This is a genomic window from Gordonia soli NBRC 108243, from assembly GCF_000334455.1.
Classification (GTDB): Bacteria; Actinomycetota; Actinomycetes; order Mycobacteriales; family Mycobacteriaceae; genus Gordonia; species Gordonia soli.
On the sequence record NZ_BANX01000058.1, the window covers coordinates 1 to 606 of the forward strand.

Sequence of the window (606 nt, forward strand, 5' to 3'; positions counted from 1 at the left end):
GCGTTCGGGGGTGATCGATCCGCGCTGGATGGTGGGTATCGATCCGGATTCGGAGGGGATGAAACGCGCCGCGGATGCGGGTTTGGTCACCATGTCCGGTGGGGCTGACGAGTTGTTGGGGTCGAGCGAGTTGCCGGATCTGATTTTCGAGGCGACGTCGGCGTATGTGCATCGTGAGTACGCCCCGCGCTATGAGCAGGCGGGGATCACGGCGATCGATTTGACGCCGGCTGCGGTGGGTCCGGCGGTGGTGCCGCCGGCGAACTTGCGTGAGCATCTGGATGCGCCGAACACGAACATGATCACCTGTGGTGGGCAGGCCACCATCCCGATGGTGCATGCGGTGTCATCTGTGGTGGCGGTGCCGTACGCGGAGATCGTGGCATCGGTGGCGTCGGTGTCGGCGGGACCGGGCACGCGGGCGAATATCGACGAGTTCACCAAGACCACGTCGCGGGGTGTGGAGACGATCGGTGGCGCTGATCGGGGTAAGGCGATCATCATCTTGAATCCGGCCGATCCGCCGATGATCATGCGCGACACCATCTTCTGTGCCATTCCGGCTGATGCCGATACTGATGCGATCGCGGAGTCGATCCATCGCCG

At 63.9% G+C, this 606-nt stretch carries 1 protein-coding gene; it reads left to right on the forward strand.

Going from position 1 to position 606, the window contains the following annotated elements; translation table 11 throughout:
• Positions 1–606: acetaldehyde dehydrogenase (acetylating) (locus GS4_RS24645; protein ID WP_040511842.1), on the forward strand; the 606-nt coding region annotated here is incomplete at both ends.